The sequence below is a fragment of the Streptosporangium sp. G12 genome (assembly GCF_052983175.1).
Map to the genome: position 1 here is coordinate 210,587 of NZ_JBRIQO010000002.1, position 23,420 is coordinate 234,006.

A 23,420-nucleotide genomic window follows, 5' to 3' on the forward strand; every position below is an offset into this window, starting at 1 on the left:
CGCTCGGGCTTCTCGGGGGAAGCCCTGCTCTCGTCGCCGCTCAGGCTTCCGGCGCGGGACCGGTGCTCTGGACGACCTCGAAGGACCACAGCTCGGCCCCGGTGGCGGCGGGCCCCTGCCCGTGGCCGTGCCCCTGGGCCGGGCCACCCTGCCCCTGGCCGTGCCCGTGGCCCTGGGCCGCGCTGTGGGCGTCGGCGTGCCCCTGTCCCTGGCCGGTCTCGGCGGCGGCCTGGGCGTGGCCCCGCTGGAAGGCCTGGCTCTCCGTCCAGCGCTTGAAGTCCTCCTCGGAGCGCCAGCGGGTGTAGACCAGGTACCGGTCGGTGCCGTCCACGGGGCGGAGCAGCTCGAACCACTCGAACCCGTCCGCGGACTCGACGATCCCCGCCCGGTTGGAGAAGCGGCGTTCCAGCTCCTCGCGCATCTCCCCGGACACCGTCAGCGCGTTTATCTTCACGACCGAAGGCACATCGTCTCCTCGAAGCGTTGGTTTCCCTGATCACTCTATGATCGGCGCTCCGTCGTGCGGGTCAGGCGATGGTCCTCGGGCGGCGTGGCGCGTCCTCCAGGCTCACCCGGGCGACGGCGGGCATGCGCTCGGTCTCCAGAGCCTGGCGCATGTGCGGGATGACCACCCCGCCCAGCTGCTCGCGGACCGCGCTCATCGGCGCGTCCTCGGCGACCACCACCTTCATCCGTACGGCCGGGTGCGCGTTCGTACCGATCATGTCGGCGGTGGCGTTGATGATCGCGGGGTGCGTGCCCGCCTCGGCGGCCGCCGCGTCGGTGACGCTGCCCGTGTCGACCTCGGTGACCCCGGCGGGGCCGCCCTCGAGGCGCATGCCGCCCAGCCTGCCGCGACGTCCCTGGGCCAGCAGCCAGCGCAGGCCGAACAGCGCGAGCACGATGCCCGCCGCCGCGATCACCCACCACAGCCACGGGTTGTAGGTGGCGAACGGCTGGCGTACCGAGCCGTCCACGAGCGGGCTGCGGGCGGGCGCCACGGCCTGCGGGAAGGCTCCCGCGCCGCGTGCGATCGCCAGGGCGCTGAGGATCATCAGTGTCAGTCCCACGATCAGCAACCCCAGCCGGTTGCCCCGGGCGGTCCTGTCGTCCATGGCGCTCACTTCTCTCGCAGATGCACGCGGACGGGATACTTCCAGACGGGGGAGAGCGCGGTGATCCGCAGGTTCACGGCCTCCCGTACGGCGTCGGCCAGCCCGCGGGTGTCCCGCATGCCGCTGTCGGCCGCGACGTGCACGGCCTTTCCCCGCAGCCGTACCCGGGCGTGCTCGATTCCCTGCACCTGCTCGGCCGCGTGGGCCAGCGACCGGGTGAAGCCCCGCCGCTGCATGCCGATGGCCAGGTCCCTGTCCCCGGTCCTCACCGGGATCAGCGTGGGCCGGCCCGGAATGAGCGCGAGCAGCACCAGCAGCAGGCCCAGCAACCCCACCAGGCCCGCGCCCGTCATCACCCGCGGGTCGTTCCACGGCGTCGACGTCGCCCAAGACAGGATCCGGTCGTACGGCACCAGGCGGAGCGGGCGGCCCAGCAGCGCGGAGATGACCTCCAGCGCGACGAGGAGGCCGAGCAGGGTCATCAGGATGGCCGTGATGACCGCGGGAACCACCCGGCGCGGGCGGAACGCCCTGACCGCCGCGCGATCCGCGGAGGCGTCCTTCGCCACCGTGCCGTATATCGGCGGCGGTGAGGACTCGGCTGTGCCGTACGCCGGCGGTACGGCCGGTTCCGCCGTCTCCGCACGGGGTGCGGTCGTCATCTCGCCGGTCGGTTCCGCTCCGGGGACCGGCTCCGCCGGGTCGGGTACCTGCCTGGCCATCATCGCTCCTCACGTAACGGGACGATGTCCTCGGTGGGGTCGTCGGCGGGATCGCCGACGGGCGCTGCGGTCCGGTCCGGGGTCCCGGCGCCGGCCCGGCCGACGCCGCCCGCCGGGTTCTCCGCCTGACCTCCTCCGGCCGGTACGGCGTCCCCGGCCCGCGAGATTCCACGATCGCCGTGATCATCACGGGCGGGGGCCACATCGGTGACGAAGACGTCGATGTAGCCGACGTCCATGCCGGTGAGGGCCATGACCCGTTCGGTGACGTGGCGCCTGACCTCCTCGGCCACCTCGCGGATCGGAGCCGGATACTCGACCGTCACCTCCAGCCGGAGCGTCGCGAGCTCACCGTCGAGGGTGGCGTGGGTGCCGCCGCGCAAGGACAGCGGCCTCCGCTCGCCGACCTCCCGTACCCGTGCCACCTCTCCGGCCGCGCGGGCCGCGATGCGCGACACCACCCGGTCGGGTATGTCGGTCCTGCCGCGCCGTTCGGCCGGTACGGCCTGCCGTGACGGCTGGGCGGGGACGGCGGGCCGCGCGGACCCGCCGGTTTCCGCGGGGACGGAGCCCGCCTGCCGCGAGGCAGGGGGGTCCGGATCCGCGGCCGTCCCGGAGGACGCGGGACGGTGCTCGACGGGGGTGTTCATCGCCGTCTCGCCGCCAGCCGGGACAGGTCGACCTCTCCGGTCTCCGCGAAGCGGCCGATGAGGAATCCGACGGCGCCCAGTACGAGCACCAGCAGGAACGCGCCGAGGCCGCCGAAGGCCGCCGCGAAGCCCAGAAGGACACCGACGATCGTGCCGACCACGGACCACACTGGGAAATTACTCATCTCAAACCTCCGATATGGACGTTCACCGGCCGGTTCCCCACCATCGGGGCGACCGCCGCTCGCACTCCGTCGGCGATCTCCGGTAGCGGGCGCCCCAGCCTGACGACGACCGAGACCTCCACCTCGTTCTCGCGCAGCGCGACACCGGCCAACCGCTCGCCGGGCAGGTAGGTCGCCACGGTCCCGAACGGCCCGCCCGACAGGTCCACCACGTCGGGGCAGCGCCGTACGGCATAGGCGATCCTGTGCGCGAGGTCGGTCGCCCCGAAAACCGGATTTTCGGGTTCGCGGGTGACGACGGCTGTATCGCGTGCGGGACCCGGTGCCGCCCGGGCCGGGGCTCCGGGCTCGCGCGCCGGCCTCGCCGTTTCCCCGGTCTCCCGGCCACGACCCGTTTCCCGGCTCTGACCGGCCGGTCCGCGGGCGGGGTCCGCCGGCGCGGGCGCGGCCTTCTGCCGGGGTACCTGCCGGGCTGCGGCGGCCGGCCTGCGCGACGGATCGCTCGGCCGGTGCGCGGGTATGGCCGTCGCCGGTGTCGGAACGGCGGTCCTGGCGGGCTTCGCCGGCTCGCGCGCGGGCGTGGTCGTCTCGCCGCCGGGCTCCCCCTGCCGCGCGGGCGGGGTCGTGCCGGCGCCGGACTCCCCGTGCCGCGCGGGCGCGGCCGTCCCGCGGCCGGGATCCGCCGGCGTCGGAGGCGTCACGGTCTCGCGGGCCGGGTCCCTGGGCTCGCGGCCCGGTCCCGCCGCACCGCCTGCCGGGCCCTTCACTGGACGCGGGGCTCCGACTCGGACGAATCCTCCGAGCTGTCCTTGTCCTGGCCGGGCATGTGGACGTCGGAGACCTTGATGTTGACCTCGGTGACCTCGAGCCCGGTCATGCGCTCGACCGCCGTGATCACGTTGCGGCGTACGGCGGCGGCCAGGTCGGGGATGGCGATCCCGTAATCGACGACCACTTCCAGGTCGGCGGCGGCCTGCCGCTCGCCCACCTCGACCGAGACCCCCTGGGTGGCGCTCTTGTCGGCGCCCACCATGCCGCGTACCGCGCCCAGAGCGCGCGCCGTGCCCGTGCCCATGTTGTGCACGCCGGGGATCTCCCTGGCCGCGAGCCCAGCGATCTTCGATACGACCCCGCTGTCGATGGTGGTGGTCCCCTTGGAGGTGACCAGGCCACTCTGGGATCCGGGGCTGTCGGTGCGTGCCCGCGGCACCGTGGCCTCGTCGCCCTTGGGCCTGTTCACCGTGCTGGCTTCAGTCACGTCCGTTCCTTCCCCCGTTGGGAAGGCCTTCTGGCCTCCCCGATGCCTCTGAGGCGGTCATACCCCTCATATGCACATAAATCAGGACATAGCTTTTCTTGGAGCAAACATGGCACTATCGATAAAATCGGATTTGTAGCTACTTTTAGCTGCATATGGTGCAAGGTTTCCGAGCGGCGGAGCGAGGAGACGCGGGCACGGTCCGGCGGGACCCTGAGCGCGACTAGCCTTGTCGTGTGCGTATAGCGAGGTTCTCCACAGGAGAAGGTGTCGGGTTCGGGGTGGTCGAGGGCGGCCCAGGGGAGGAGTTCATCTCCGGGATCTCCGGTCATCCGTTCGGGCCGATCCAGTTCACCGGCGAGCGATACTCGCTCTCCCAGGTCAGGCTGGTCGCGCCCATGCTGCCCAGCAAGGTCGTCGCGATCGGCAAGAACTACGCCGACCACGCCCGGGAGATGGGCGGCGAGGTCCCCGACGAGCCGCTGGTCTTCCTCAAGCCGTCGACCTCGGTGATCGGCTCGGGCGAGGCCATCGCCTACCCGACGACGCTCTCCCAGCGGGTCGACTACGAGGGGGAGCTGGCCGTGGTGATCGGCAGGCTCTGCCGCGAGGTGCCCCGCGAGCGGGCACACGAGGTCATCTTCGGCTACACCTGCGCCAACGACGTCACGGCGCGGGACCTGCAGAAGAAGGACGTCCAGTTCACCCGGGCCAAGGGCTTCGACACCTTCTGCCCGCTCGGCCCGTGGATCCAGACCGAGCTCGACCCGAGCGACGTCGGCATCGTCACGACGGTGAACGGCGAGATCAAGCAGAACTCGCGCACCTCCAAGCTCATGTACGACATCCCCGCGCTGATCGCCCACGTGAGCGCGGTCATGACCCTGATTCCCGGTGACGTCATCCTCACCGGGACCCCCGAAGGGGTCGGCCCGCTCAGCGTCGGCGACGAGGTCAGCGTTTTCGTCGAAGGAATCGGCACTCTCAGCAACCGGGTGGTCTCCCGTGATTAGGGTTCGTTTCGCTCCCTCGCCGACCGGCATGTTCCATGTCGGCGGCGCCCGCTCCGCGCTGTTCAACTGGGCCCTGGCCGAGCAGGCCGGCGGGAGGTTCGTGCTGCGCATCGAGGACACCGACGCCGCGCGCAACCGGCCGGAGTGGACCGAGGGCATCATCTCGGCGCTCGCCTGGATCGGCGTCAACGAGGACAGCCCGGCCTTCGAGGGCCCCTACTTCCAGTCGTCGTACGAGAAGCAGCACCGCGAGGCCGCGGCCAGGCTCGTCGCCGAGGGCCGGGCCTACTACTGCACGTGCACCCGCGACGAGGTGAAGGCGCGCACCGGCTCCGAGCACCAGGGCTACGACGGCTTCTGCCGCGACCGCGGCCTGACCGAGGGCGCGATCCGCTTCCGCACCCCGGACGAGGGCGTCACCGTGGTCCAGGACCTGGTCCGCGGCACCGTCGAGTTCCCCAACAACGCGATGGAGGACTTCGTCGTCGCGCGCGGCGACGGTTCCCCGCTGTTCGTGCTGGCCAACGTCGTCGACGACGTCGAGATGCGGATCAGCCACGTGGTCCGGGCCGAGGAGCACCTGTCCAACACGCCCAAGCAGCAGCTGCTCTGGGAGGCGCTCGGCGTCGCCCCGCCCACCTGGGCGCACGTGCCGGTGATCGTGAACGAGAAGCGCCAGAAGCTGTCCAAGCGCCGCGACAAGGTCGCCCTGGAGTCCTACCGTGAGGAGGGCTACCTGGCCGAGGCGATGGTCAACTACCTGATGCTGCTCGGCTGGGGGCCCGGCGACGACCGGGAGATCATGCCCTGGCCGGAGATGGTGCCGCTGTTCAAGCTGGAGGACGTCAACCCCTCCCCGGCGTTCTTCGACGAGAAGAAGCTCCGCGCGTTCAACGGCGAGTACATCCGGGCGCTGCCCCTGGAGGAGTTCGCCGCCCGCTGCGAGCCGTGGCTGGAGCCCGGCTGGGACCGCGCGACCTTCGCCAAGGTCGCCGAGCTCGCCCAGACCCGCATCGCGGTCCTGTCCGAGATCACGGCGAACGTCGACTTCCTCTTCCTGGACGAGCCCGTCTTCGACCAGGCGTCGTGGGACAAGGCGATGAAGAACTCCGCCGTGGAGATCCTCACCGGCTATCTCGCCCGCCTGGAGACGGTCGACATGGACCCCGAATCGCTGAAGACCGCCCTGGAGGAGGTCGGCCTGGAACACGGTCTCAAGCTCGGCAAGGCCCAGGCCCCCGTGCGGGTGGCCGTCACCGGCCGGACCGTGGGCCTGCCGCTGTTCGAGTCGATCGAGGTCCTCGGCCGCGAGCGCTCCGCCGAGCGCCTCCGCGCCGCCCTCGCGAAGCTCCAGGCCTGACCGGACCCCGCGGATCCGAGCCGGGCTCCGGGCCCGGCCGGGTGATCTGACGGGCCGGGGTCTCAGGGCCGGGGTCTCAGGCCTGGCCGAACGCTTTGACGGGACGAGGCCGAACCACAAGGCCCGCCCCCGGGCATTCGCCGGGGGCGGGCCTTCGCTTTCGGTCACCGGCCACGGGTGGCCACCGGGTGGCCGCCGGTGGCCGGAGCCACGGGAGAGAGATCAGGAAGGGGACTCGGAGGAACGCTTCCCTTCCGCACCCCTGACCGGGCTCCGCGCCCTGAGCGGTCTTCGTGCCCTATTCGGTCTTCGCGCCCTGCCCGGCTCCCGTCCCCCGCCCGGCGAGCTCGTCCCAGAAGGCGAGGTTGTGGGCCGAGGCGCGGTCGAAGGGCTTGATACCGTCCTTTCCCGGGGCCAGCTCCTGCACGTACGGCGTGCCGTCGGCGGGGCGCACGCGCTTCCAGGCGGGCAGGCCCGGCCGGTTCGGGTCGCCGGTGGCGGCGAACCTCGACCAGTAGTCGATCATCGTGTCCCCGAGCCGCCGCTGCGCGGGGGTGAGCGGAGCGGACTCCCAGCCGACCCCGAACAGGAACGACAGCTCGGAGCCGTGCGCGGCGAGCGGCCTGACCCCGTGGTCCAGCGGGAAGAGCGGGGGCGCCGTACGGTCGGTGAACTCGTAGGAGTAGGTCGGCACGTACCGGGCGAGCAACAGGTCGGTGTCGCGCGCCGGCCACGCCCAGTCGAGATCGCTCATGATGGCCGCCATCGCCTGGAGGGGCGAGCCGTCGTGGGCGCTCAGCGGGTAGCGGGCCAGGACGTCGGGCCCCGCGGCGCCGAACCTGTCGTTGACGTCGTTCTCGTACTCGGCGGCCGTCATCGGCTCGAACATCTCCGAGGCGAACAGCGTGCCCTCGTCCCGGGTGAGGCCCGTCAGCATCGGCACCCGGTGGAAACGGCCCTCCTGGAACACCTTCGCGGGGTCCTCGGGCAGCACCGCGTTGCCGTACCCCGGTAGCGGGAGGGGCTTCTGGGCGAGCAGGTCGGCCACCGGCCTGCCCCTCAGGCAGACGAGCGCGGCCTCCGGGTCGGCGCACCCCAGATTGGCGGCCAGGAGCTGTCCGTAGCCCTCGTAGGCGGCCTTGGGGAGCCAGAGGGGCACGTCCATGACGGGCCTCGGCGATGTCCTGCCGGAGCTTCCCGTCCCGCACGCGGTGCTCTGGGCGATCGCCCGGTGGAACAGCCCCGCCGCCGAGGGGGAGGCGAGCTGCGCGCACACCGAGTGCGACCCCGCGGACTCGCCGAACAGGGTGACGTTGCGCGGGTCGCCGCCGAACGCCGCGGCGTTGCGCCGCACCCAGCGCAGCGCCGCCTGCTGGTCCTCGATCCCGAAGGCCCCGGAGTCCTCCAGCCCGGGGTGGCCGAAGAACCCGAAGATCCCCAGCCGGTAGTTGACCTTCACCACCACGACGTCGCCCCGCTCGGCCAGCCTGCGGGCGTCGTAGTCGCTGCCCGCGCCCCTCATCAGGCCCCCGCCGTGCAGCCACACCATGACCGGCCTGGGGCGGTTCCCGACGCTTCGCGCGGGCGCGGGCGCGGTCACGTCGAGGTAGAGGCAGTCCTCCGCCTCGCTTCCCGGCAGCCCCCATTTGTCGGCGACCTGCGCGCACCGGCTGCCGGGCGCGCCGGCGTCGCGTACCCCCCGCCACGGGGCGACGGCCTGCGGCGACCGCCAGCGCAGCTCCCCGACCGGCGGCGCGGCGTACGGGATGCCCTGGAAGAGCCGCTGGCCGCCGGCCCGCACGCCCTTCACCCACCCGGCGTCGGTACGCACCGTCATGTCCCCGCCGGTTCCGGCCGGGGAGGCCGGGGAGATCGGGGAGGCCGCGACGGGGGCGGCCTGTCGCGCGTCAGGGCCTTCCTCCTGCTGTGCCCGTGCCGTCGCGGGGCCCGTCGTTCCCAGCAGCAGGGCTCCGGCCAGGCCGGCGACGAGCGCGGCGCCCGTCCTGTTCCACGGTCGTCTCATGGCGTCCACGATGCCTTCCGGCCGCCTCCCGGCGCATTGGATCTGCGTCCCCGGCCGGGGTGCGGGAAACCGCACCCCGGCGGTGCGCCGAGGCACATACCGGCAGACCGTGTCCTTCGAAGGACGGCTCCGGCCGGCTAGACCAGCAGGCCGCGGCGCTTCAGCAGGGGCTCGATGCGCGGGTCGCGCCCGCGGAAGTCGCGGAAGGCGTCCATCACGTCCCGCGAGCCGCCCACCGACAGCAGGGTGGAGCGGAAGTGGTCGCCGTTCTCGCGCCCGAGGCCGCCGTTCTCCTCGAACCAGTCGACGCTCTCGGCGTCGAGCACCTCGCTCCAGATGTACGAGTAGTAGCCGGCGCTGTAGCCGCCCACCCCGCTGAAGAAGATGTGCGCGAAGTAGTTGGTCCGGTAGCGGGGTCGGACCAGGTCGAAGGCGATCCCCGCGCGCTCCAGGGCGGCGTTCTCGAACGCCTCGGCGTCCGCGGCGTTCTCGATGGGTTCGCCCGCCGCCAGCTTGTGCCAGGACCAGTCGAGCAGTGCCGCCGCGAGGTACTCGACGGTGCTGAAGCCCTGGTTGAACTTCTCGGCGGCCCTCATCTTCTCCAGGAGCTCCGCGGGCACGGGCTCGCCGGTCTCGTGGTGCCTGGCGAAGTTGGCGAGGATCGACGGCCAGGTGGCCCACATCTCGTTGACCTGAGAGGGGTACTCCACGAAGTCGCGCGGCACCGCCGTCCCGGAGACCAGGGGGAAGCGCACGTCGGAGAACAGGCCGTGCAGGGCGTGGCCGAACTCGTGGAAGGCGGTGTTGACCTCGTCGAACGTGAGCAGCGTCGGCCCCTCGGCGGGCTTGGTGATGTTGAGGTTGTTCATCACCACGGGCCGCTCGTCGAACAGGTGCGACTGGTCGACCAGGTTGTTCATCCAGGCGCCGCCGCGCTTGGTGGGCCGGGCGTACGCGTCGAACAGGAACAACCCGAGCGGCGAGCCGTCGGCGTCGAACACCTCGAAGACCCGCACGTCCGGGTGGTACCCGGCCAGGTCGTCCCGCTCGGAGAAGGTGACCCCGTACAGCTCGCCCGCCGCGTGGAAGACCCCGTCGCGCAGCACCCGGTCCAGTTCGAAGTACGGGCGCAGGTCGGCGCCGTCGAAGTCGTACCGGGCCTTGCGCACCCGCTCCGCGTAGAAGGACCAGTCCCACGGCTCGATGGGGAAACCGGCCTGCTCGCTCAGCGCCTCGGCCTCCCGGCGGGCGTTGGCCACCGCCGGGCCCACCAGCTTGCCGAGCATCTCCTCGACGGCGTCGGTGGTCTTGGCCGTCTGGTCGGCGACGGAGTAGGCGGCGTGGCTGGGGTAGCCGAGCAGCGCCGCCCGCTCGGCGCGGAGCGTCGCCATCCTGGCCGCCAGCTCGAAGTTCTCCGGAGCCCGGCCCGTGGACAGCTCGTACAGCCTCCTGCGGGTCTCCCTGTCGGTCAGCTCCGCCAGGGCGGGCTGGTTGGTGTGGTTGAACAGCGTCAGGACGTACGAGCCGTCCTTCTCGATCGCCTTGATCGTGCTCTCGGGGAGGCCGTCCAGCAGTCTGACGTCATCGACGACCAGCGCGGAGGCGGTGGAGGCCGTCAGCAGGTTCTGGGAGAAGGTCGTGGCGAGCCTGCTCAGCTCCTCGTTGAGCTCCCTGAGGCGCCCCTGGTCGGTCTCCGACAGGTCGGCCCCGGCCCTGACGAAGTCGACGCGGTACTTCTCCAGCAGCCACGCCTCCTCGGTGTCATCGGTGGTCACCTGTTTGATCCGGGCGTACAGGGAGCGGTCAAGACGGATGGAGTCGGCGTGCTGGGTCAGCCTGGGGGAGATCTCCGTCTCGATCTCCCGGATGCCGTCGGTCGCGTCGGAGGCCGAGACGCTGAAGAAAACGGTCACGGTCCGGTGGAGGATCCGCCCCGAGCGCTCCAGGGCCTCGATCGTGTTGGCGAACGTCGCGGGCTCCGGATTCTCGGTGATCTCCCGCACCTCACGGAGCTGGTCGGCCATGCCGCGCTCGAAGGCCGGAAGGTAGTGCTCCTCCCTGACCAGGGCGAACGGCGGAAGGCCGTAGGGCAGCTCGCTGGGGGTGAAGAACGGGTTGTCGGTCAAGGTGGGAACTCCTCACATGCGGCTGGATCTTCTCCAGCAGCGTTACACAGTGGACCTTCGTGGCGGCAGCCCGGTGATACCGCGATTCGGCCGCAGGCAATCGTTTTGGTCTTGACCCCCAACCTGGGCTATTCTTTCGGAGTCGCCAGCGAGTCCCGCAAGGGGGTCCAGCGCGGTGGGGTATGGTGTAATTGGCAACACGGCTGATTCTGGTTCAGTTGTTCTAGGTTCGAGTCCTGGTACCCCAGCTGCATCTTCTCAGGAAGATGCCGCAGATTCGGTCCCCTCCGAATCTGATGACAGTGTGTAGGGTCCCGTCGTCTAGTGGCCCAGGACGCCGCCCTCTCAAGGCGGTAGCGCCGGTTCGAATCCGGTCGGGACTACCACTGTCTCTCGCAAGGCTCCGTCGTCTAGTGGCCTAGGACGCCGCCCTCTCAAGGCGGTAGCGCCGGTTCGAATCCGGTCGGGGCTACATCGCGAACCCCGGAAGCAACCGCTTCCGGGGTTTTCGCATTTCCGGATCCCTCGAAAATTCCCGCGCCCCCGTTCCGGATCTCTCCTCCTGTTTCCGCCCTCGCGTTTCCGCGCGGACCCCGCTCCGCCTGGGCGGATCCCGGAGCGGGGACCGCGCTCCCCACCTGGGCGGATCCCGGAACGGGGGCCGCGCTCCCCGCCCGGGAGGTCCCTCGACCAGGGACCGGGCTTCCTGCCCGGACGGGCCCCGGAGTGCGGATCGCCCTCCCCGGCGGGCAGGCGATCAAATACCGTGCGGGGTACGTGATCCGTACCCGGGTACGACCCCTCGCGATGGTGGAGCCCATGCCGACGACCCCTGAGACCCAGCCGACGATCTCGCGGACCCACTCGTGGACGCCACCGGCGTTCCCCGCCGACCTGGCGGAACTGTCGGGCCTGGAGTTCCTGGAACGGCTGGTCGACGGCCGCATCCCGCCGCCGCCGATCGCGGGCACGCTCGGTTTCCGGATAACCCACGTCGAGCGTGGCCTGGCGGTCTTCGTGGGGGAGACCGGCGAGCACCTCTACAACCCGCTGGGAAGCGTGCACGGCGGCTATCTCGCCACCCTGCTCGACTCGGCCCTCGGGTGCGCGATCATGACAGAGCTGCCGCCCGGCAAGGCGTACACGACCGTCCAGCTCGGGGTGAACATGGTCCGGCCGGTCTACGCGAACACCGGGCCGCTGCGCTGCGAGGCCAGGACCCTGCACGTCGGCCGGACCGTCGCCACCTCGGAGGCGCGGATCGTGGGTGAGGGCAACGGCAAGCTGTACGCCCACGCCACCACGACCTGCGCCGTCTTCCCGCTGGGCTGATCCGTCCCGGCCGTTTCCAGCCGTCCTCCAGCCGTCCCCGGCTGTTTCCCGGTAGGGGCCGGGTCCCGCCCCGGAGCCGGTCGCCCGGGCTCCGGAGCGGGCCGGACGGCTAGTTCTGTCCCGAACGGGCCTTGAACAGGGCCCGCTTGGCGGCCTTGCCCACCTGCTTGTCGGGGTGGGCCTTGCCGATCGCCTCCAGCAGCTCCTCGAGGTGCGGGTGCGGCACCTTCCAGATCACCTCGAGCAGGCTGACCAGGTTCGGCACGTTGCCGATGTCGTCGAGGCTGCTGACGAACTCCGGGCGGCCGAGGCCGGCGGAGATGGTCAGCATGTCGAGGATCAGCCAGTGGGTGTCGGCCTGGGTGGGGGTGGGAGCGTCCTCGACGCCCAGCTGGGCCAGGTGGGTGGCCGCGTACGGGCGCAGGGAAGGCTCGTCGAGGGCCTCCCGCCACGCGGGCACGGCCACGTCGCCGAGCGAGCCAACCATGCTGGCCGCCTGGACCCGGATCAGCGCGTCCGCGTCGTCCTCGGCGGCGGCCTCCAGCAGGTCCCTGGCGGCCTGCTCGGGGGCGCGCAGCTCCATCCAGGCCGCGAACTCGGCGTCCGCCTCCTCCTCGGGAAGCTCGGCGCCGAAGGAGAGCAGGTCGAGGGCCGTCATCGCGTCGATGGCGGGCCGGGCGTCCAGCTCGATGTCGGCGTCGTCCACGAGGTGGACCACGCCCTCCATGCCGAGCGGCGTCAGCCGCACCTGGTTGTGCTCGACCTCGACCATGCCGTATCCGGCCAGCCAGTCGAGCACGGGGTTGAGCGGGTCGCCGTACTGCGCGGTGGCGGCGGCCCAGGCCTCGGCGCCCAGGTCGTCGTACTCGGCGGCGGCCTCGGCCAGCTCGGTGCGGAGCTCGGCCAGCGGCTTCGAACCCGTCGCCAGCAGCACCCGGACCAGCAGCGCCCTGGTCAGCCCGGACAGGGCGATCGTGGCCTCCTCGTCCTCCAGCTCGGGGTCGCCGTAGTCGATGGAGTGCAGGCCCGCCATCCACGCGTCGAGCGCGTCGTCGTCCTCCTCGAAGGGCCACTCCGCGGTGTCGGCGTCGACGCTGACGGTGTCCTCCCCCTCGGGCTGGAGGAAGTCGAGGTCGATCGCGAGGTTCCAGATGTTCCAGAGGGCGGGGACGGAGTCGGCCAGCGACGCGCCGCCCTTCTCGGGGACCGGAAGCTTCAGGACCGCCAGGGCCTCGGCGATCTCGGCGTCGTCCAGCAGGCTCGTCTCGCCCACCCGGCGCTCGGTCCCGACCCAGACCGCGAGGTCGCGGGCCTTGGCGATCAGGGTCGTCCCGCGGGTGGCCGCGGCCAGCTCGCTGTCCGGGCGGAGCCGGATCGTCGGCAGCTCGGAGAGCTCGTCGGCGAACGGCTCGAAGTCGCCGAGCCCCTCGGACTCCTCCTCGTCGTCGTACTCCTCGTCCTCGTCGTCCTCGACGACGAGATCCTCCATGGCGTCGACGAAGTCGTCCTCGAGGCGGTCGAGCTCGGCGAGCAGATCGTCCAGCGAGGCGGAGCCCTTGGCCAGGCGGTCGGACTCCGACAGGAAGGTCAGGTAGGCGCGGATCGCGGGCACCATGCCGTCGGCGGCGGCGTCAGGGTCCTCGACGACCTGCGGCATCCGATCGAGGAGCACCGTGCGCAGGTCGGACTGCTTCCACCGGCCGACGTCGTCGGAGGCGATCAGGCGGTGCCACAGTGCGACAGAGCCGACCAGATTGGAATCGCTGCCGGGTGCGTTCTCACGCGCCCAGAGGATGAAGTTTTGGAGCAGGGGACGCAGTTCAGCCGCGGCTGCCTCGATGCGATCTGTCACCTTCCCAGCCTAGGGGGCCGCAGGGGTGCTCGCCTCCTCATATCGTCCTCAGGTCGGCCGATGTCAACCGGCGCGGCCCTTCGCCAGGTGATCCGGCCGCCGAGGCCCGGCACCGCCGTCCGGCCCGGCGGCCCGCTCGTCACCGGCCGGCGTGGTCCTCCGGCGCTGCGGGCCGCTCGCCGACGGCCGGGTGGTTCTCCGGCTCGCCGCCGGTCGCCGTGACGTGGCCGCTCGCCGTCGGCCGGCCGCCAACCGGTCCTCGGCCGGTCCTCGGCCGGTCCTCAGTTGGCGCGGCGCATCGATTCGGTGATCCGCTCGGCGGCGGTGACCACGGGGGCGGCGTGAAGGCGGCCGGGGGTGCGGGTCAGGCGCTCGATCGGGCCGGAGACCGACACCGCGGCGACCACCTTGCCGGCCGCGCCCCTGATCGGCGCCGAGACGCTGGCGACGCCCTGCTCGCGCTCGCCGACGCTGTGCGCCCAGCCCCTGCGCCGCACGCTCGCCAGCGTGGCCGCGGTGAACTTGGCCCCGCGCAGGCCCCGGTGCAGGCGGTCGGGCTCCTCCCAGGCGAGCAGGATCTGCGCCGCGGAACCGGCGAGCATCGGCAGCGCCGAGCCGACCGGCACGGTGTCGCGCAGCCCGCTGGCGCGCTCGGCGGCGGCCACGCAGACCCGCTCGTCACCCTGGCGACGGTAAAGTTGCGCGCTTTCCCCGGTCAGGTCCCTGAGCTGGGTGAGGATCGGGGAGGCGACGGCCAGCAGCCGGTCCTCGCCGGCGGCCGTGGACAACTCGGACAGGCGTGGGCCCAGTACGAACCGGCCCTGTGTGTCGCGGGAGACGATCCGGTGATGCTCCAGCGCGACGGCCAGCCGATGGGCCGTGGGCCGTGCCAGGCCGGTGGCCTGAACGAGCTGTGCGAGGGACGCCGGGCCTGCTTCGAGGGCATTGAGCACGAGGACGGCCTTGTCGAGTACGCCGACTCCGCTAGAGTTGTCCATACACCGATACTGCCGTCTCGACATATGAGAAAGCAAGTGGGAGTGGGACAGCCGATCGCAAGGAGGCGACATGGGCCGCACGCTCGCGGAGAAGGTATGGGAGCAGCACGTCGTGCGACGTGCCGAAGGAGAACCCGACCTGCTCTACATCGACCTGCACCTCATCCACGAGGTCACGAGCCCGCAGGCGTTCGACGGCCTGCGCCTGGCCAATCGCCCCATCCGGCGGCCCGAGCTCACCATCGCCACCGAGGACCACAACGTCCCGACCGTACGCGGTCCCATCGACGACCCGGTGTCGCGGGTGCAGGTCGAGACGCTGCGCAAGAACTGCGCGGAGTTCGGCGTCCGGCTCTATCCGATGGGCGACGCGGGCCAGGGCGTGGTCCACATCATCGGCCCGCAGTTCGGCCTCACCCAGCCCGGCATGACGATCGTGTGTGGTGATTCTCACACCTCCACCCACGGTGCCTTCGGCGGCATCGCGTTCGGTATCGGCACCTCCGAGGTCGAGCACGTGCTGGCCACCCAGACGCTGCCCGCCTACCGGCCGAAGACGATGGCCATCGAGGTCTCCGGCGAGCTGCCGCCCGGCGTCACGGCCAAGGACCTGATCCTGGCGATCATCGCCAAGATCGGTACCGGCGGCGGCCAGGGATACATCGTCGAGTACCGCGGCGAGGCCATCCGCAAGCTCTCCATGGAGGGCCGGATGACCGTCTGCAACATGTCCATCGAGGCGGGCGCCCGCGCGGGCATGATCGCTCCGGACGAGACCACCTTCGAATACCTCAAGGGCCGCCCCCACGCGCCGTCCGGCGCGGACTGGGACGCCGCGGTCGCGTACTGGAAGTCGCTGGTGACCGATGAGGACGCCGCCTTCGACACCGTCGTGGAGATCGACGCCGCGACGCTGACCCCGTTCGTCACCTGGGGCACCAACCCTGGTCAGGGCGCCCCGCTGGGGACGTCCGTGCCGCGCCCCGAGGACACCGACGACCCGGCCGCCGCCGCCCGCGCCCTGGAGTACATGGGCCTGACCGCGGGCACCCCGCTCCGCGAGGTCCAGGTCGACACGGTCTTCGTGGGCTCCTGCACCAACGGGCGTCTGGAGGACCTGCGTGCCGTGGCCGACGTGCTGCGCGGGCGCCAGGTCGTCACGCGCACGCTGATCGTGCCCGGCTCGATGCTGGTCAAGCTCCAGGCCGAGCAGGAGGGGCTGCACGAGGTCTTCAGGAACGCGGGCGCCGAATGGCGCGAGGCCGGCTGTTCCATGTGCCTGGGCATGAACCCCGACACCCTCGCCCCCGGCGAGCGCAGCGCCTCGACCTCCAACCGCAACTTCGAGGGACGTCAGGGCAAGGGCGGCCGTACGCACCTCGTGTCCCCGCAGGTCGCCGCCGCGACCGCCGTCACCGGCAAACTCACCGCGCCCGCCGACCTGTAAGGAGTCCTCGCGATGGAAGCGTTCGTCACCCACACCGGCCGGGCCGTGCCGCTGCGCCGCAGCAACGTCGACACCGACCAGATCATCCCCGCCGTCTGGCTCAAGCAGGTCAGCCGGACCGGTTTCGAGAAGGGGCTGTTCTCCGCCTGGCGCGAGGACCCCGGCTTCGTACTGAACAACCCCGCCCACGAGGGCGCCACGATCCTGCTCGCCGGACCCGACTTCGGCACCGGCTCCTCCCGCGAGCACGCGGTCTGGGCGCTGCAGCAGTACGGTTTCCGCGTCGTGATCGCGGCCCGCTTCGGGGATATCTTCCGTAATAACTCCACCAAGATGGGTCTGCTCCCGGTCGTCCTGCCGGGCGAGATCGTCGAGGCCCTGCAGACCGCGGTGGAGGCGGATCCCACGCTGGAGATCACCGTCGACCTGGGAGAACGCCAGGTCCGCTGGGCCGGCGAGGTCGCCGCGTTCGAGATCGACGACTACACGCGCTGGCGGCTCACGGAGGGCCTGGACGACATCGGGCTGACCCTGCGCAACGCCGACGCCATAGGGGCATACGAGAATGGTCGGCAGCCATGGCTGCCGACGACCGTCTGACGAGTTCAGAACACGAGCTGGCGTGGCGGTTGCGCGAGGCGCACCGCCACGTCCGGTCCCTGCCCGTGCCCGACGAGGAGAAAAAACGTCTCGCGCGGCGTCTTCTGGCCATCTGCGATTTGGCCAAACGCGACCTCGAACACGCCGCCGGGCGTCTTGATTTGTTCCTTCTCAGCATTGATGTCGTGGTTTCAGATACGCCAAGCACTGGAAACATTGCGGAAGGTGATTGAGTCATACGGCTCCGTCCCCTAATTTCAAGCGGGCAAGGGGTTTCTCATCGTGATCGTTGATGAGAGATCTGTGATGAGACCCCTCGCCGTGACAAATCGGGTGAGACGGGTTTTCTGCCTCGTGACCCACTCCCGGACATCGGTAAGCAGGGGGAGCAACCTTATGAACAAAAAGGAACTCGTCGACGCCATCGCGGATCGGGTGGGCGACAAGAAGACGGCCACCGAGGCCGTGAACGCGGTGCTCGACGCCATCCAGACCGCCGTCGCGAATGGCGACAAGGTCTCGATCACGGGGTTCGGTGCTTTCGAGATGGTGCACAAGCCGGCCCGCACCGCCCGCAACCCCTCGACGGGGGCCGAGATTCGCGTCGCCGAGAGCTGGGGGCCGAAGTTCCGGCCGGGCTCCGACTTCAAGGAACTCGTCAACACCGGCGGCAAGAAGGCGTCCAAGAAGCGGTAGGCCTCGGGCACAGGCGCCCGGACTCCCACGACGGGGGGCCGGGCGTCCGGCTTTCCCGGCGGCCTCGCCCGGCGAGGCCGCTCACCCGAGGACCTCCCCGGTGCGTGCCCGGCGCCGCCTGTCCGGGAACGGGGCCTCTACCCGGGAACGGGGAAGGTCGAGAGGGTGACGTAGGTGACGTCGTCGCCGTCCATGACGAGGTTGACCCGCTGGCCGGACCTGAGCAGCCGCAGCGGCCCCGCGTCGAACGCCGCCGCCTCGAACGGGATCTCTGTCCCGTCGTCCAGGAAGACCGACCCCGACCGGGTCGCCGGGTCGAAGTTCCGCACCGTCGCCTGCACCCGCCCAGCCTAACTCCCGCCTGGGCGCCCGTCCCGCGCCCGCCGCCCTCGTCTCATTCGCGGTCCGTTCTCGGTCCGCCGTCCCCGTCCTCCGGGTCTCGCCCTCCGTCCGGGCCCGACGCCGAGATCTTTCTCGCCACCGCCAGCGTGCGGGGGCCGACGCCGAGGGTCAGCGCCAGGCGCAGGTCGTCCGGGGTGTCCACGTCGTGGCGGACCGACTCCACTCCGTCCACGCAGAGCTCCTTGGCGCCACGCCGCAGGTGCCGGTCCCGCGACTCGCCGCCGAATCCCGGCGTGAACGGCACCCCCGGCCGTACGCCGTAGAAGGTCGTGCCGATCTCGGCGGCGTCGGGCAGGAACATCTGGCCGAACTCCGCGGCGGCGGTCAGCACGCGGGCCAGCTCCGCGGGGCGAAGGGCGGGAAGGTCGGCCTGGAGGGCGCCGACGGGGTCGCCGGGCGCCAGCCGCACCGCCTCGAGAGCGCCGTGCCGCAGGGCGGCGTTCAGCCCCTCCTCCGGGTCGCCGACCACGTGCGCGCCGACCTCGCCGAGCGCCTTCGCGGCCACGGGGTCGCCCGTCACCACGATCACCCGTGCGACGAGCGCGCAGCTCAGCGCCGCCTCGACGGTGTCGCAGGCGATCGCCACGGCCAGCGCGGCCCGGTGCGGGCCCGCCGCGGCCGACAGACGGGTCTTGGCGGCGACCAGCGTCTTGACCGGGACGACGAGGGTCCAGCCGGAGCTCTCCGAAGCAGACATAGCCTTAAGCATCCCGCCTCGACATCCCCCGGAGCCAACCGGGAGACTTGGGGCGCATCCCGCTCATATGGAGGAGCCCATGAGACGCCCCGGATGGCCTTCGCGATTCTGGGTGGCCTTCGCCGTCACGATCGTCAAGCCGATCTCGTGGCTCCTGGTCAAGAAGGACTGGCGTCGCAGCGACCGCCTGCCCAGGACGGGCGGGATCATCATGGTGACCAACCACCTGTCGTGGCTGGACCCCATCCTCGTCGCGCACTTCCTCTACAACCACGGCCGCTGGCCGGTGATCCTCGCCAAGTCGGGTCTCTTCTCGGTACCGCTGGTCGGTTCCCTGGTGAGGGCGCTGCAGGCCATCCCGGTCCACCGGGGAAGCGCCGACGCGGCGCGCTCGCTGGAGGAGTCCCGGCGGCGGCTCGCCGCCGGGGCGTGCGTGATGTTCTACCCGGAGGGCACCTGCACCCGCGACCCGGGCTTCTGGCCGATGGAGGGCAAGACCGGCGCGGCCAGGCTCGCGCTGGCCACCGGCGCGACGGTGATCCCCGTCGCCCACTGGGGAGCCCAGGAGATCCTGCCGTACGGCGCCAGGAGGCCCCGCCTGCTGCCGCGCAAGACCTTCCGCGTGCAGACGGGACCGCCGGTCGACCTGTCGAAGTACGCGGGCCACGAGGGACAGCCGGTCTCCGCCGAGGTCCTGCGCGAGGCGACCGCCGACATCATGGCGGCCATCACGGCCCAGCTGGCCGAGATCCGCGGGGAGAAGGCACCCGAGACGCCGTTCAAGCGACCGTCCGACAACTGACTTCGGCGTACGGTGTTGACATCCTCCCCTCCCCGAAGGAGGGGCTTCCCACGGTCGCCCGTGAGAGTTCCCGATTCACCGCCGGTCGCCCGCCAGGAGAAATCCCTTGAGGTTCCACACCAGCTCCACAGGCGTCTCGCCTCTCCGCCGGCCAGGCGGCGAGGACGGCGCCGAACACACCCGCGGTGGCCCGGCCGTCGCCGCAGCCGGACGCGGCACCGCGCCGCGTCCCCTTCCCCGCTCGAAGGCGGGGGTCCCCACGCCCGAGGAGAACCGATGACCAAGGCGGCCGTGTTCGGCACGGGCTCGTGGGGGACGACCTTCGGCATGATCCTCGCCGGGGCGGGCACCCGGACGACGCTGTGGGGACGCAAGCCGGAGATCGTCGAGGCGATCGACCGGCGGCACGAGAACCCCGACTACCTGCCGGGCGCGGTGCTGCCCGAGACGCTGCGCGCCACCACCGACCCCGCCGAGGCCCTCGAAGGCGCCGACTTCGTGGTGCTCGCGGTGCCCTCCCAGACCCTGAGGGAGAACCTGACCCGCTGGAAGCCGCACCTGCCGCCCGACGCGGTGCTGGTCAGCCTGATGAAGGGCATCGAGCTGGGCACCACCAAGCGGATGAGCGAGGTGATCTGCGAGGTCGCCGAGGTGCCCCAGGAACGGGTCGCGGTGGTGTCCGGCCCCAACCTGGCCGGCGAGATCGTCAGGGGCCAGCCGGCCGCCACCGTGGTCGCCTGCACGGACGAGCGGGCGATGGAGCGCCTCCAGGCGGCCTGCTACCTGCCGCCCTGGTTCCGCCCGTACACCAACCCCGACGTCATCGGGGTCGAGCTCGGCGGGGCCGTCAAGAACGTGATCGCCCTGGCGGTCGGCATCTCGGCGGGGATGGGGCTCGGCGACAACGTCGGGGCGATGCTGATGACGCGCGGGCTGGCGGAGATCTCCCGGCTGGGTACGGTGCTCGGCGCCGACCCGCACACCTTCGCGGGCCTCGCGGGCATGGGCGATCTCGTGGCGACCTGCGTGTCCCCATTGTCGCGGAACCGTACTTTCGGGGAGAATCTCGGGCGAGGTATGACGCTGGACGAGGTCATCGCCGCGACGAAACAGACCGCCGAGGGGGTCAAATCCTGCGAGTCGGTGCTCGAACTGGCCAGAAAGCACGACGTGGAGATGCCGATCACCGAGGTGGTGGTGGCCGTCGTCCACGACGCGATGCCCCCCAGCGAGGCCGGGGTGCTCCTGATGTCGCGGACTCCCAAGCCGGAACGGTACGGCCTGTGAACGGACAGCGTGGTCGATGAACAGACGGATGCGTAGGCGCAAGGGCGAGAACACCCGGTCGGTGCACCTGCCCGCTCCCGAGACGCCCCGGCAGCCCCCTCTCGGCCTTCCCGTGTGGCGCAGTTCCGCGTGGGGCTTCGGCGACTCCGCCGAGTACGCCGAGGTGTTCGACGAGAAGAGCTCCGGCTACGCCTACGGCCGGATCGACAACCCCACCACCGCCGCCTTCGCCGCGGCGGTGGCCTCCCTGGAGGGCGCCGCGGCGCCCGAGGACGTGGCGGGGCAGGCGTTCGCCTCGGGGATGGCCGCCGTCAACGCCGTCCTGATGACGTTCCTGCGCGCGGGCGCGCACATCGTGGCCCCCACCCCGCTTTACGGCGGGACCCACTCGCTGATCACGAACGTGCTGGCCAGGTTCGGGGTCGGCGCCGACTTCGTCGGCTACGGCGAGCTGGCCAGGGTGCAGGCGGCGATCAAACCCAACACGAAGATCATCTACGCGGAGACGCTGTCCAACCCCACCATGGCCGTCTCCGACATCCGGGGCCTCTACCGGATCGCCCGCGCCGCGGGGGCGCTGCTGGTGGTCGACTCGACCTTCGCCACCCCGATCGTGTGCCGCCCCCTCGAACACGGCGCCGACCTGGTGATCCACTCCGCGACCAAGTATCTCGGCGGTCACGACGACTGCGCCGGGGGCGTGGCGGTCGGCCGCCCCGACCTGATCGCCCAGCTGCGCGAGGTCCGGATCGACACCGGGGGCACCCTCTCCCCCGACGACGCGTTCCTGCTCCGCCGTGGGCTGGAGACCCTGCCGCTGCGGGTCCGCCGGATGTGCTCCACCGCGATGGTCTTCGCCGCCGCCGTGGCCAAGCACCCCGCCGTACGCCGGGTCGACTACCCGGGGCTGCCGGGACATCCCGGTCACCAGCTCGCCAGGCACCTGTTCGACTCCGGTCCCGAGGGCACGAGATACGGCGCCTGCGTGACGATCACCCCGCGCGGCGGCTACGACGCGGGAGTGGCCCTGGCCGACGCGCTCAAGCTCGTCTCGATCGCCACCTCCGCCGGAGGAACCCGTACCAAGGCCGCGCACGTGGCCTCGGCCACCCACCGGCGGCCCGGTGACGAATCGGGGACCGACGCGGCGGCGGTCAGGTTCTCCATCGGGCTGGAGGACGCCGAGGATCTCATCATGGACGTCACCCAGGCCCTCGACTCACTACCCGCATCGGGTAGGTAGGCGCGTCTAACAGCCGGATTGCCCTCTAACAGGGGGTACATTCGGTCATCATGAGTGAGCAGCACGAACCCCTACCGAGGGTCGCCGTCGTCTTCGGCGGTCGCAATTCCGAGCACGCCGTCTCCATTCTCGGGGCGGGAAGCGTGCTGGGGGCCATCGACAGATCCAAGTACGAGGTGGTCCCCATCGGGATCGCCACGGACGGCCGGTGGGTGCTCGCCTCCGGGGAGCAGCGCTACGAGATCGAGAGCGGTGAGCTGCCCGCCGTCGACGCGGCGGGCGCGTCGCTGGCGCTGGCCTCCGGTGACGGCTCGCTGGTGGCGTACGACCCCGGCAGCATCCCCGTCGAGCTCGGCCAGGTCGACGTCGTCTTCCCCGTGATGCACGGCCCCTTCGCCGAGGACGGCACGATCCAGGGACTGCTGGAGATGGCCGGGGTCCGTTACGTCGGCTCCGGGGTGCTGGCCAGCTCGGTCGGCATGGACAAGGCGTACATGAAGCTGGTCCTCGCCGCCGCCGGCCTGCCCGTCGGCCCGTACGTCGTGATCCGCGACCGCGACTGGCGGACCGACCGCGGCCGGGTGCTCAAGGAGGTCCAGGAGCTCGGCTGGCCGGTCTTCGTCAAGCCCGCGCGCGCCGGGTCCAGCCAGGGCATCTCCAAGGCCGCCACCCTGGAGGAGCTGGAGCGGGCCATCGAGTTCGCCCGCGAGCACGACCCCAAGGTGCTGGTCGAGGCCGCCGTCACGGGCCGCGAGATCGAGTGCGCGGTGCTGGAGTCGCCGGGCGACGAGGCGCCCAGGGCCAGCCTGCCCGGCGAGGTGCTGGTCCACGGCGACCACGAGTTCTTCGACTTCGAGGCCAAGTACATCGGAAGCGACATGTCCCTGTCCGTGCCCGCCGCCATCCCCCAGGAGACGGCCGAGGAGCTGCGGGCGATGGCCGTCCGCGCCTTCGAGGCACTGGGCTGCGAGGGCCTGTCACGGGTCGACTTCTTCTACACCCCCGACGGACGGCTGATCGTCAACGAGATCAACACCATGCCGGGCTTCACCGCGATGTCGGTGGCGCCGCAGCTGTGGGCCGCCACCGGGGTGCCCTACGCCGAGCTGGTCGACCGGCTGATCCAGCTCGCGCTCGGACGCTCACCCGGTCTGCGGTAGGGCGCTCTTGATGGGGGCCGCGAGAGCGACCAGCACGTTCTGCGGGATGTGCTCCCGCGCGATCGTCACCTCGACGTAGGCCTCCCTGCCGATCGCGGTGAACAGCGTCGGCCTGGCCGGGTCGGCGTACCACGCCACCCCGTCGATCTCGGGCACCTGGTCGGTCGGCGACATCGTCACCGGTCGCGGCACCCCGCAGCGCAGGGCGATGCGAGCCTCCCCCCACACGGCGACGTAGGGGGAGGCGGGAGTGGACTCCGTCCGGTCCGCGCCGTCGAGTTTCCCCGGAAGCCTCTCGGCGAGCGCCCGGCACGCGGCGGCGGCGGGCGCATCGGGGACCGGCGGCTCGACCCGGACGGCGCCGCCGCATCCCACCAGGATCAGCAGGGCACAGGCGCACCCCGCCCGGCGGGCGAACCGCAGTGACATGTCACGTTCCAGACGATCGGATA

General features: G+C 71.3%; 25 protein-coding genes and 3 tRNA genes. 14 read left to right on the top strand and 14 right to left on the bottom strand.

Features of this window, described 5'->3' with window-relative positions:
- Positions 1-40 precede the first annotated feature (40 nt).
- The 7 genes from ACVCAG_RS04095 to ACVCAG_RS04125 all read right to left on the bottom strand — a co-directional run bounded on the left by ACVCAG_RS04095 (position 41) and on the right by ACVCAG_RS04125 (position 3,930).
- Positions 41-421, bottom strand: a complete 381-nt coding sequence (locus ACVCAG_RS04095) for an antibiotic biosynthesis monooxygenase (protein WP_440084644.1) — start codon at positions 419-421, stop codon at positions 41-43.
- Positions 422-527: 106 nt separating this feature from the next.
- Positions 528-1,115, bottom strand: a complete 588-nt coding sequence (locus ACVCAG_RS04100) for a hypothetical protein (protein WP_440084588.1) — start codon at positions 1,113-1,115, stop codon at positions 528-530.
- Between the two features lie 5 nt (positions 1,116-1,120).
- On the bottom strand, positions 1,121-1,837 hold the full coding sequence (locus ACVCAG_RS04105; protein WP_447189468.1) for a DUF6286 domain-containing protein: 717 nt from the start codon (positions 1,835-1,837) through the stop codon (positions 1,121-1,123).
- A complete protein-coding gene (locus ACVCAG_RS04110) occupies positions 1,837-2,487 on the bottom strand; it encodes an Asp23/Gls24 family envelope stress response protein (RefSeq protein WP_440084590.1) in 651 nt (216 codons plus the stop codon). The genes ACVCAG_RS04105 and ACVCAG_RS04110 overlap by 1 nt, the downstream gene beginning before the upstream one ends.
- Positions 2,484-2,672, bottom strand: a complete 189-nt coding sequence (locus ACVCAG_RS04115) for a hypothetical protein (RefSeq protein ID WP_344749107.1) — start codon at positions 2,670-2,672, stop codon at positions 2,484-2,486. Before ACVCAG_RS04115 ends, ACVCAG_RS04110 begins: the two co-directional genes overlap by 4 nt.
- Positions 2,669-3,439 (bottom strand): hypothetical protein, encoded by a 771-nt coding sequence (locus tag ACVCAG_RS04120; RefSeq protein ID WP_440084591.1) that lies wholly within the window; start codon positions 3,437-3,439, stop codon positions 2,669-2,671. Before ACVCAG_RS04120 ends, ACVCAG_RS04115 begins: the two co-directional genes overlap by 4 nt.
- On the bottom strand, positions 3,436-3,930 hold the full coding sequence (locus tag ACVCAG_RS04125) for an Asp23/Gls24 family envelope stress response protein (RefSeq protein ID WP_440084592.1): 495 nt from the start codon (positions 3,928-3,930) through the stop codon (positions 3,436-3,438). Before ACVCAG_RS04125 ends, ACVCAG_RS04120 begins: the two co-directional genes overlap by 4 nt.
- A 236-nt stretch (positions 3,931-4,166) precedes the next feature.
- Here ACVCAG_RS04125 and ACVCAG_RS04130 point away from each other — a divergent pair, with 236 nt between their 5' ends.
- Together ACVCAG_RS04130 and gltX are read left to right on the top strand one after the other, a co-directional pair.
- Positions 4,167-4,943 (top strand): fumarylacetoacetate hydrolase family protein, encoded by a 777-nt coding sequence (locus ACVCAG_RS04130; protein WP_440084593.1) that lies wholly within the window; start codon positions 4,167-4,169, stop codon positions 4,941-4,943.
- Between the two features lie 28 nt (positions 4,944-4,971).
- Positions 4,972-6,303: a glutamate--tRNA ligase gene (gene gltX, locus ACVCAG_RS04135; protein WP_440084645.1), complete on the top strand. Its 1,332-nt coding sequence runs from the start codon at positions 4,972-4,974 to the stop codon at positions 6,301-6,303.
- 298 nt (positions 6,304-6,601) lie between these two features.
- Here gltX and ACVCAG_RS04140 read toward each other — a convergent pair whose 3' ends face one another.
- Together ACVCAG_RS04140 and ACVCAG_RS04145 are read right to left on the bottom strand one after the other, a co-directional pair.
- Positions 6,602-8,326: a carboxylesterase/lipase family protein gene (locus ACVCAG_RS04140; RefSeq protein ID WP_447189469.1), complete on the bottom strand. Its 1,725-nt coding sequence runs from the start codon at positions 8,324-8,326 to the stop codon at positions 6,602-6,604.
- 137 nt (positions 8,327-8,463) lie between these two features.
- Positions 8,464-10,452 carry a M3 family metallopeptidase gene (locus tag ACVCAG_RS04145; protein ID WP_440084595.1) on the bottom strand — a complete coding sequence of 663 codons (1,989 nt, stop codon included), beginning with the start codon at positions 10,450-10,452 and terminating at the stop codon, positions 8,464-8,466.
- 176 nt (positions 10,453-10,628) lie between these two features.
- On the opposite strand from ACVCAG_RS04145, the gene ACVCAG_RS04150 reads away from it, so the two are divergent.
- The 4 genes from ACVCAG_RS04150 to ACVCAG_RS04165 all read left to right on the top strand — a co-directional run bounded on the left by ACVCAG_RS04150 (position 10,629) and on the right by ACVCAG_RS04165 (position 11,784).
- Positions 10,629-10,700: transfer RNA gene (locus ACVCAG_RS04150), tRNA-Gln, on the top strand.
- Positions 10,701-10,762: 62 nt separating this feature from the next.
- Positions 10,763-10,838, top strand: a tRNA-Glu gene (locus ACVCAG_RS04155).
- Positions 10,839-10,851: 13 nt separating this feature from the next.
- Positions 10,852-10,924: transfer RNA gene (locus ACVCAG_RS04160), tRNA-Glu, on the top strand.
- A gap of 347 nt (positions 10,925-11,271) precedes the next feature.
- Positions 11,272-11,784 carry a hotdog fold thioesterase gene (locus ACVCAG_RS04165; RefSeq protein ID WP_440084596.1) on the top strand — a complete coding sequence of 171 codons (513 nt, stop codon included), beginning with the start codon at positions 11,272-11,274 and terminating at the stop codon, positions 11,782-11,784.
- A 109-nt stretch (positions 11,785-11,893) separates the two neighbouring features.
- On the opposite strand, the gene ACVCAG_RS04170 is transcribed toward ACVCAG_RS04165, so the two are convergent.
- Positions 11,894-13,636, bottom strand: coding sequence for a hypothetical protein (locus tag ACVCAG_RS04170; RefSeq protein ID WP_440084597.1), 1,743 nt, complete (start codon positions 13,634-13,636; stop codon positions 11,894-11,896).
- A 281-nt stretch (positions 13,637-13,917) separates the two neighbouring features.
- Positions 13,918-14,634, bottom strand: coding sequence for an IclR family transcriptional regulator domain-containing protein (locus ACVCAG_RS04175; RefSeq protein WP_440084598.1), 717 nt, complete (start codon positions 14,632-14,634; stop codon positions 13,918-13,920).
- A gap of 70 nt (positions 14,635-14,704) precedes the next feature.
- Here ACVCAG_RS04175 and leuC point away from each other — a divergent pair, with 70 nt between their 5' ends.
- The 4 genes from leuC (at position 14,705) to ACVCAG_RS04195 (ending at position 17,377) form a co-directional block, all read left to right on the top strand.
- Positions 14,705-16,081: a 3-isopropylmalate dehydratase large subunit gene (gene leuC, locus ACVCAG_RS04180; protein WP_440084599.1), complete on the top strand. Its 1,377-nt coding sequence runs from the start codon at positions 14,705-14,707 to the stop codon at positions 16,079-16,081.
- A gap of 12 nt (positions 16,082-16,093) precedes the next feature.
- Positions 16,094-16,681, top strand: coding sequence for a 3-isopropylmalate dehydratase small subunit (gene leuD, locus ACVCAG_RS04185; protein WP_440084600.1), 588 nt, complete (start codon positions 16,094-16,096; stop codon positions 16,679-16,681).
- On the top strand, positions 16,660-16,914 hold the full coding sequence (locus tag ACVCAG_RS04190; protein ID WP_440084601.1) for an SCO5555 family protein: 255 nt from the start codon (positions 16,660-16,662) through the stop codon (positions 16,912-16,914). The genes leuD and ACVCAG_RS04190 overlap by 22 nt, the downstream gene beginning before the upstream one ends.
- A 163-nt stretch (positions 16,915-17,077) precedes the next feature.
- Complete coding sequence (locus ACVCAG_RS04195) at positions 17,078-17,377, top strand: HU family DNA-binding protein (protein WP_329085236.1); 300 nt, start codon at positions 17,078-17,080, stop codon at positions 17,375-17,377.
- A 137-nt stretch (positions 17,378-17,514) separates the two neighbouring features.
- Here ACVCAG_RS04195 and ACVCAG_RS04200 read toward each other — a convergent pair whose 3' ends face one another.
- Together ACVCAG_RS04200 and cofC are read right to left on the bottom strand one after the other, a co-directional pair.
- Positions 17,515-17,718, bottom strand: coding sequence for a hypothetical protein (locus ACVCAG_RS04200; RefSeq protein ID WP_362693664.1), 204 nt, complete (start codon positions 17,716-17,718; stop codon positions 17,515-17,517).
- 53 nt (positions 17,719-17,771) lie between these two features.
- Positions 17,772-18,476 carry a 2-phospho-L-lactate guanylyltransferase gene (gene cofC, locus ACVCAG_RS04205; RefSeq protein WP_440084602.1) on the bottom strand — a complete coding sequence of 235 codons (705 nt, stop codon included), beginning with the start codon at positions 18,474-18,476 and terminating at the stop codon, positions 17,772-17,774.
- 79 nt (positions 18,477-18,555) lie between these two features.
- Here cofC and ACVCAG_RS04210 point away from each other — a divergent pair, with 79 nt between their 5' ends.
- The 4 genes from ACVCAG_RS04210 to ACVCAG_RS04225 all read left to right on the top strand — a co-directional run bounded on the left by ACVCAG_RS04210 (position 18,556) and on the right by ACVCAG_RS04225 (position 22,968).
- A complete protein-coding gene (locus tag ACVCAG_RS04210) occupies positions 18,556-19,278 on the top strand; it encodes a 1-acyl-sn-glycerol-3-phosphate acyltransferase (protein ID WP_440084603.1) in 723 nt (240 codons plus the stop codon).
- 276 nt (positions 19,279-19,554) lie between these two features.
- The gene (locus ACVCAG_RS04215; RefSeq protein WP_440084604.1) at positions 19,555-20,565 is read left to right on the top strand and encodes an NAD(P)H-dependent glycerol-3-phosphate dehydrogenase; all 1,011 of its coding nucleotides are present in this window, start codon (positions 19,555-19,557) and stop codon (positions 20,563-20,565) included.
- 28 nt (positions 20,566-20,593) lie between these two features.
- On the top strand, positions 20,594-21,808 hold the full coding sequence (locus ACVCAG_RS04220; protein ID WP_440084605.1) for an aminotransferase class I/II-fold pyridoxal phosphate-dependent enzyme: 1,215 nt from the start codon (positions 20,594-20,596) through the stop codon (positions 21,806-21,808).
- A 50-nt stretch (positions 21,809-21,858) separates the two neighbouring features.
- Positions 21,859-22,968 (top strand): D-alanine--D-alanine ligase, encoded by a 1,110-nt coding sequence (locus ACVCAG_RS04225; protein WP_440084606.1) that lies wholly within the window; start codon positions 21,859-21,861, stop codon positions 22,966-22,968.
- Here the strand turns inward: ACVCAG_RS04225 and ACVCAG_RS04230 are convergent.
- On the bottom strand, positions 22,951-23,397 hold the full coding sequence (locus ACVCAG_RS04230; protein WP_440084607.1) for a DUF3515 family protein: 447 nt from the start codon (positions 23,395-23,397) through the stop codon (positions 22,951-22,953). The genes ACVCAG_RS04225 and ACVCAG_RS04230 overlap by 18 nt on opposite strands.
- Positions 23,398-23,420: the final 23 nt, after the last annotated feature.